The following is an 8747-nucleotide window of genomic DNA, read 5'->3' as shown; positions in this document are numbered from 1 at the left end:
TGGTGGAGGGTGGGTTCCGGGTCTTCCTGGAGATGAGTCCGCATCCGGTGCTGACCACGTCGATCGAGGAGACGGCGGAGACCGTCGCGCTCGGCACCCTGCGCCGCGGCGAGGGAACACTCGACCGGATCCGCCTCTCGCTCGCCCTGGCGCACCAGCACGGGATCCCCGTGGACTGGAGCGCCGTCTTCCCCGACGCCACCCGCGTGGAACTGCCCACGTACGCTTTCCAGCCGCAGCGCTTCTGGCCCCGTGGGGGCACGACCTCGGTGGACGTCACCGCGGCGGGATTGAGCGTTCCGGAGCACCCGCTGCTCGGGGCCGGGATCGAGCTGCCGGGTGACGACGGCTATCTGTTCACCGCCCGTCTGTCGCTCGGCACCCACCCCTGGCTGGCGGACCACGCCGTGGCCGGGACGGTGCTGCTGCCCGGAACGGCCCTGCTGGAGATGGTCATACACGCGGGCGACGAGGTCGGCTGCCACCGGGTCGACGAACTCGTACTGGAGAAGCCGCTCGTCCTGCCGGAACAGGGGAGTGTTCAGCTACAGATCCGGGTGGACCGGCCCGCCGCCGACCACCGCAGGACCGTGCGCGTCTTCGCTCGCGGTGGAGCCACCTGGACGCAACACGCCTCCGGCACACTGTCCACCGGCGAGCACCAGGGCGGCGCCCCCACGCCGTCGATCACCTCCTGGCCGCCCCCGGGCGCGGAACGGATCGAACCGGCGGGGGTGTACGACGATCTCGCCGCGGAGGGCTACGGTTACGGCCCGGCGTTCCGGGGCCTGAGCGCCGCGTGGCTCACCGAGGACGGGGCCTGCGCCGAGGCGGTCCTTCCCGAGCACGAGCGGGCCGAGGCGGGCGCCTTCGGTCTGCACCCCGCGCTGCTGGACGCCGTCCTGCACGCGACCAGCCTGCTGGGCAGCACACGTGTGCTGCCGTTCGCCTGGAGCGGGGTGCGCCTGTACGCGACCGGGGCCACCTCCCTGCGCGCCCGGCTGCGCGGCATCGGCCCGGACACCGTCGAGCTGACCGTCGTCGACCCCGCGGGCGCGCCGGTGCTGACCGCCGAGTCCCTGGTGCTGCGCCGGCACACCGCTGTGGACTCCGTCCTCGACGCCCCGCTGTACCGGCTCGCCTGGCGGCCCGTGCCCGCCGACCCGGACCACGCCCGTACCGTCGTCGCGCTCGACCCGGGGACCTGGGCACTGCCCGACTCGGTCACCGGTGTGGACGCGGCCGTGGTCCGCCTCGATCGGGCGGGCGGGGAAATGCTGCCCGCCACCCGTCAGCTCACGGCACGGGTGCTCGGCCTGCTGCGGGCCTGGCTGGCCGAGCCACGGCTCGACGATGTCTCGCTCATCTTCGTGACCGAGGGCGGTGTGGCCGTCGGTGACGAGGACGTCGTGCCCGCGGTGGCGGCCGCCCGTGGCCTGATCCGGTCCGCGCAGACCGAGAACACGGGCCGGTTCGTCCTGGTGGACACGGACGAGCCCGGTGTGCCGGACGAGCTGTTGTCGCGCGCGCTGGCCAATGGCGAACCCCAGCTCGCGGTGCGCGAAGGCGCCCTCCTCGCGGCCCGGCTGGCCGAGCCCGGCTCGCTGACGCCACCGCCCGGCCCGTCGTGGCGCCTGGAGACCATGCGCAAGGGCAGCCTCGACGACCTCGACCTGGTGCCGTGGCCCCGCGCGGAGGAACCGCTCGGACCCCAGGAGGTCCGGGTCGACGTCCGGGCCGCCGGGGTCAACTTCCGCGATGTCTTCGACGCGCTGGGCATGAACCGACGTGCCGCCACCCCGCTGGGGGCCGAGGTGTCCGGTGTCGTGCTGGAGACCGGCCCGGACGTGGCCGGTCTGCGGCCCGGCGACCGCGTGTTCGGCCTGACCGTCGGCGCCTTCGGCCCGCTGACCGTCACCGACCACCGGCTGCTCGCGCCGATGCCCGACGACTGGACCTTCGCGCAGGCGGCGTCGGTGCCCGTCGTGTTCCTGACCGCCTACTACGGTCTGCTCGACCTGTCCGAGGTGCGCACGGGACAGTCCCTGCTGGTGCACGCGGGCGCGGGCGGCGTCGGCATGGCGGCCATCCAGCTTGCCCGGCACTGGGGGCTGGAGGTCTTCGCCACCGCCAGTGAACCCAAGCAGCACGTGCTGCGCTCGCTGGGCGTTCCCGACGACCACATCGCCTCCTCGCGCACCCTCGACTTCGAGCGGCGGTTCCTGGAGGCCACCGGTGGCCGGGGCGTCGATGTCGTACTGAACTCGCTGGCCGGCGAGTTCGTGGACGCCTCGCTGCGGCTGCTGCCGAGGGGCGGCCGGTTCGCCGAGATGGGCAAGACCGACATCCGCACCGCGGTGCCGGACGGGATCGGCTACCGCGCCTTCGACCTGGCGGAGCTGGAGCCCGACGCCGTACAGGAGAGGCTGCGGGCCCTGCTCCACCTGTTCCAGGACGGCGCGCTGCAGCACCTCCCGGTGTCCACCTGGGACGTCCGGCACGGACGTGAGGCGTTCCGGTACATCAGCCGGGCCCAGCACATCGGCAAGGTCGTGCTGACCATGCCACGGCGCTGGAATCCGCAGGGCACCGTCCTGATCACCGGCGGCACCGGCGGCCTGGCCGCGTCGCTGGCCCGTCATCTGGTGACCACGCGGGGCGTGCGGCATCTGCTCCTCGTCAGCCGGAGCGGACCGGACGCGCCCGGCGCGGAGCAACTGGTCGCGGAGCTGGCCGAATACGGGGCCGAGGCCCTGGTGCGCGCCTGCGACGTCGGCGACCGGACGGCGGTGGCGGACCTTCTCGCCACCGTTTCCGACCAGCACCCGCTGACCGCCGTCGTACACGCGGCCGGGGTGCTCGACGACGGCGTGATCCAGTCGCTGACCCCCGAACGCCTGGCCACCAGCCTGGGCTCCAAGGCCGACGGCGCCTGGCACCTGCACGAGCTGACCCGAGACCTCGACCTCGCCGCGTTCGTGCTCTACTCCTCGGCCGCCGCCGTGATGGGCAGCGCGGGCCAGGGCAACTACGCCGCCGCCAACGCCTTCCTCGACGCGCTCGCCGCCCATCGCAAGGCCGCGGGTCTGCCCGCCACGTCGATCGCGTGGAGCCTGTGGGCCGAGGCGAGCGGCATGACCGGCGCGCTGACCGCACGGGACATCGACCGGATCGCCCGCTCCGGCCTGCCCGCGCTGTCCACCGAGGAGGCGCTGGCCATGTTCGACGCGGCGGTGGCGCAGGACGAGCCCGCGGTCGCCGGGATGCGCCTGGACCTGCCGACATTGCGGGCCGCCGCGTCGGCACCGCACATCCTGTGGGCACTGACCGGCACCACCGGCCGCAGGCACGCCGACTCCGACGAAGGCGCCCTCGTCGACCGCCTCGCCCGGATGGGCACGCTGGACCGGGCCGCCGAGCTGACCAGGCTGGTGCGCGCGCAGGCCGCCGCGGTGCTCGGGCACTCCGACGACCAGTCGCTGGAGGCCGACCGCCCGTTCAAGTCGCTCGGCTTCGACTCGCTGACCGCCGTGGAACTGCGCAACCGGATCGGCACCCTGCTCGGCCTGCGACTGGCCTCCACCATCGTTTTCGACCACTCCTCGCCCACCGCACTGGCCGACCACTTGTCCTCCCGCTTGGGCGGCGACCAGCCCCAGGAGAACCCGGTGCTCGCCGAACTGGCCCGGCTGGAGGACGCCTTCGCCCGGTTCGACGGCGACGTGGCGATCCGGGAACAGGTGATGCGCAGGCTGTCGGCACTGCTCGTGACCGACGACACCGAGGCCCAGGAAACCGATCTCGGCGAGGCCACCGACGAGGAAATGTTCGAGCTGCTCGGTAAGGAGTTCGGTATCTCATGACCAGCACAGAGGCCAAGCTGCGGCACTTCCTCAAGGAGACCACCGAGGACCTCCGGCGCACCCGGCGGCAACTGGACAAGCTGCTGGCCACCCGCAGCGAACCCATCGCGATCGTCGGCATGGCCTGCCGGTACCCCGGCGATGTGCGCAGCCCCGAGGAGCTGTGGGAACTCGTCGAGACCGGCGGCGACGCGATCACCCAGTTTCCCACCGACCGGGACTGGGGCGAGGTGCCGTCGAGCACCCGCTCCGGCGGGTTCCTGCCCGACGCGGCCGAGTTCGACGCGGCGTTCTTCGGCATGTCCCCGAGGGAGGCGCTGGCCACCGATCCGCAGCAGAGGCTGCTGCTGGAGCTGGCCTGGGAGGCGCTGGAGCGTGCCGGGATCGTGCCCGGCACCCTGCGCACCAGCCGGACCGGTGTGTTCGTCGGCGCGCTGCACCAGGACTACCAGTCGGTACTCGACAAGGTTCCCGATCTGCCTCCCGGGTTCTCCTCGACGGGCAACGCGTCCAGCGTGATGTCCGGCCGGATCGCCTACACCCTGGGCCTGGAAGGCCCGGCGGTCACCATTGACACGGCGTGCTCCTCGTCGCTGGTCGCCTTGCACCAGGCCACGCTGGCGCTGCGGTCGGGAGACTGCTCCCTGGCCCTGGCGGGCGGGGTGACCGTGATGTCCACGCCGTCCGCCTTCATCGACTTCACCCAGCAGGAAGGTCTGGCCCCCGACGGCCGCTGCAAGTCCTTCTCCGACGACGCGGACGGCACCAGCTTCTCCGAGGGCGCGGGTCTGCTCGTGCTGGAGCGCCTGTCGGACGCCGAACGCAACGGACACCAGGTGCTGGCGCTGCTGCGGGGCTCGGCGGTCAACTCCGACGGCGCGTCCAACGGCCTCACCGCGCCCAATGGCTCCGCCCAGCGCCGAGTGCTCAGCAGCGCACTGGACAACGCCGGACTGCGTCCGTCCGACGTGGATGTGATCGAGGCGCACGGAACCGGGACGCGGCTCGGCGATCCGATCGAGGCCGGCGCGCTGCTGGCCACCTACGGTCAGGACCGTGAACGCCCGCTGCTGCTGGGCTCGTTGAAGTCGAACATCGGCCACACCCAGGCGGCGGCCGGGGTCGGCGGCGTCATCAAGATGGTGGCGGCGCTGCGGAGCGGGATCGTGCCGCCAACGCTGCACGTGAGCCGGGCGAGCTCCCACGTGGACTGGGCGGACGGCGCCGTCGAACTCGTCACGGACGCCCGGCCGTGGCCGGAGACGGACCGGCCACGGCGCGCCGGCGTGTCGTCGTTCGGCATCTCGGGCACCAACGCGCACGTGATCGTCGAGCAGGCCGCGCCGCAGCCGCAGGCCGAAGCCACGGGAGAGGGACCGAGCCCGTGGGTGCTCTCCGGCCAGGACACGTCCGCGCTGCGCGAGCAGGCCAGGCTGCTCGGCACACACCTGAGGGGCCGCACACTGTCCACGCGGGACATCGGCCGTGCACTGGCCCTCTCGCGCACGCACTTCGCGCGGCGAGCCCTGGTCACCAGCCCTGAGGGCCTGCGCGCCCTGGCCGAGGGCGAACCGTCCGCTGACCTGGTGCAGGCAACGGCACTGCCCTCGGCCCGTCCGGTGTTCGTGTTTCCGGGGCAGGGGTCGCAGTGGGTGGGGATGGCGGTGGAGTTGTTGGGGTCTTCGTCGGTGTTCGCTGGGGCGATGGAGGAGTGTGCGGGGGCGTTTGAGGGGTTGGTGGAGTGGTCCTTGGCCGAGGTGTTGGGGGATGAGGTGGCGTTGGGGCGGGTTGAGGTGGTGCAGCCGGTGTTGTTCGCGGTGATGGTGTCGTTGGCGCGGTTGTGGCGGTCTTTTGGGGTGGTGCCTGCGGCGGTGGTGGGTCATTCGCAGGGGGAGATTGCGGCGGCGTGTGTGGCGGGTGTGTTGTCGTTGGAGGATGCGGCGCGGGTGGTGTGTGTGCGGTCGAGGTTGATCGCGGAGGGGCTTGCGGGGCGTGGCGGGATGGTGTCGGTCCCGCTGTCCCGGGCCGAGGTGGAGGAACTGGTCGCGCCGTTCGGTGAGGGGCTGGTGGTGGCGGCGGTGAACGGCCCCGAGTCGGTGGTGGTGTCCGGGACGCCGGAGGCGGTGGCGGCCCTGGTGGAGCGGGAGCCGCGGGCTCGCCGGATCGCGGTGGACTACGCGTCTCACTCCCCGATGGTGGCGGAGATCCGGGACGCGGTCCTGGCAGGTCTGCCTTCGCTGCGGCCGGTCGCCGCCGAGGTGCCCTTCTTCTCCGCCCTGCGGGGCGGGCAGATCGAAACCACCGGCCTCTCGGCCGACTACTGGTACACCAATCTGCGCGAGCCGGTCGACTTCGCAGGCGCCGTGTCGGCGCTGTTGGCGGCGGGCCACCAGGTGTTCCTGGAGATGAGCCCGCACCCCGTACTCACCATGAGCGTTGAGCAGACCGCGGACGCCGCCGGAGCGACGGTCGCCGCCCTGGGCACTCTGCGGCGCGGCGAAGGTGGTCTCGGCCAGTTCGTCCGCGCGCTGGGCAGCGCCCATGTGCACGGCGTAGCGGTCGACTGGAGCGCCGTCTTCCCCGACACCACTCGCGTGGACCTGCCCACGTACGCCTTCCAGCGCAGTCGCTTCTGGCCCACCGATCCTGCCGACACCCTCGATGCCGTCCCGATGTCCGAAGGCCCCCAGGACATGCTGGACCTGGTCCGTGGGCACGTGGCGGCCGTGCTCGGCCATCGACGGGCCGCCGACGTACCGGCCGACCGCGCCTTCTCCGACCTCGGACTCGACTCGCTGACCGCGACCCAGCTACGTACGGCCCTCAGCGACGCGACCGGCCTCGACCTGCCGATCAGCCTCGCCTTCGACTACCCCACACCGGCCGCGGTCGCCGCGTTCCTGACCGGGGCCGCCGACACCCCGATCCGGCGCACGGTCGCCGCGGACGACGGCGACCCGGTGGTCATCGTCGGCATGGCGTGCCGGTACCCCGGTGGCGTCGCCGACCCCGAGGGGCTGTGGCGTCTGGTCGTCGACGAGCGGGACGTCGTATCCGGGTTTCCGACCGACCGCGGCTGGGATCTCGACCAGCTGATGCTGACCAGCACGACCACAAAGGGCGGCTTCCTGCACGACGCGGGCGGGTTCGACGCTGAGTTCTTCGGCATCAGCCCGCGTGAGGCACTTGCGATGGACCCCCAGCAGCGAGTGCTGCTGGAGACGGCGTGGGAGGCGGTCGAGAGGACCGGGATCGACCCGAGTACGTTGCGCGGCAGCGCGACGGGCGTGTTCGTGGGCGCGTCCCAGCAGGACTACCTGGGCGCGGCCGACGGGGCGGAGGCAGGGCTCGGCGGCCTGGTCCTCACCGGCAAGATGTCCGCCGTGCTGTCCGGCCGCATCGCGTACACCCTGGACCTCAAGGGACCCGCGGTCACGGTGGACACCGCGTGTTCGTCGTCGCTGGTCGCGCTGCACACGGCCGCCCAATCCGTGCGCAGCGGGGAGAGCGCCCTCGCCCTGGCGGGTGGTGTCGCCGTGATGGCGACCCCGTTCGCCTACGAGGAGTTCACCCAACAGGGCGGGCTGGCCGCGGACGGCCGGTGCAAAGCGTTCTCGGCGGACGCGGACGGCACCGGCTGGGCCGAGGGCGCCGGCTTCGTGGTGCTGGAACGGCTGTCCGCGGCCACCCGCAACGGACACCGGGTGCTCGCCGTGCTGCGTGGCTCGGCGGTCAATCAGGACGGCGCGTCCAACGGTCTGTCCGCTCCCAACGGGGTGGCACAGCAGCGGGTGATCCGGCAGGCGCTGGCGAACGCGCGCCTGCGCCCGCAGGACATCGACATGGTCGAGGCGCACGGCACCGGCACGGTGCTCGGCGACCCCATCGAGGCCAACGCCCTGATCGCCGCGTACGGCCAGGACCGTGAACAGCCGCTGTGGCTGGGCTCGATGAAGTCGAACATCGGCCATGCCGCCGCGGCGGCGGGCATCGGCGGCGTGATCAAGACGGTGTCCGCCCTGGCGCACCGGGTCATGCCACGCACCCTGCATGTGACCGAGCCGGCGTCCACCGTGGACTGGCCGGCAGGAGTCCGGGTGCTGACCGAAACACTGCCGTGGCCGGAGGCCGACAGGCCGCGACGTGCCGGAGTGTCGTCGTTCGGTGTGTCCGGCACCAACGCGCACGTCATCCTCGAACAGGGGCCCGACCTCCCTGACGAGGCGTCTGCCGTCGACGCCGGGCCGACCGGTGTGCCCTGGCCGCTGTCCGGGCGCACCCCTGAGGCCCTGCGGGCACAGGCGGCCCGCCTGGCCGAGCACCTCCGCGACCGTCCCGACCTGTGTCCGGTCGATGTGGGCCTGTCGCTCACGACCACGCGCACCGATCTCGCCTGCCGTGCCGTGGCCTTTAGCCCGGACGAACTCGACCGGCTCGCCACTCAGGACCGGGCCATGCGCACCTTCGACTCCCGTCCGGTGTTCGTGTTTCCGGGGCAGGGGTCGCAGTGGGTGGGGATGGCGGTGGAGTTGTTGGGGTCTTCGTCGGTGTTCGCTGGGGCGATGGAGGAGTGTGCGGGGGCGTTTGAGGGGTTGGTGGAGTGGTCCCTGGCCGAGGTGTTGGGGGATGAGGTGGCGTTGGGGCGGGTTGAGGTGGTGCAGCCGGTGTTGTTCGCGGTGATGGTGTCGTTGGCGCGGTTGTGGCGGTCGTTTGGGGTGGTGCCTGCGGCGGTGGTGGGTCATTCGCAGGGGGAGATTGCGGCGGCGTGTGTGGCGGGTGTGTTGTCGTTGGAGGATGCGGCGCGGGTGGTGTGTGTGCGGTCGAGGTTGATCGCGGAGGGGCTTGCGGGGCGTGGCGGGATGGTGTCGGTCCCGTTGCCTTTGG

At 72.3% G+C, this 8747-nt stretch carries 2 protein-coding genes; both read left to right on the top strand.

Translation table 11 applies throughout. The features are described 5' to 3' along the window. Positions 1-3863 (top strand): SDR family NAD(P)-dependent oxidoreductase (locus J5X86_RS49735; protein ID WP_208523166.1); only part of this gene is annotated, 3863 nt, incomplete at its 5' end. Then, positions 3860-8747 (top strand): type I polyketide synthase (locus J5X86_RS49730; protein ID WP_208523165.1); only part of this gene is annotated, 4888 nt, incomplete at its 3' end. The genes J5X86_RS49735 and J5X86_RS49730, both read left to right, overlap by 4 nt.

Origin of the sequence: Streptomyces sp. NEAU-YJ-81, from assembly GCF_017592595.1 — a bacterium.
GTDB lineage: Bacteria > Actinomycetota > Actinomycetes > Streptomycetales > Streptomycetaceae > Streptomyces > Streptomyces hygroscopicus_B.
The sequence above is the reverse complement of the archived record's forward strand: the minus strand, read 5'-3'. Positions and strand labels throughout refer to the sequence as shown.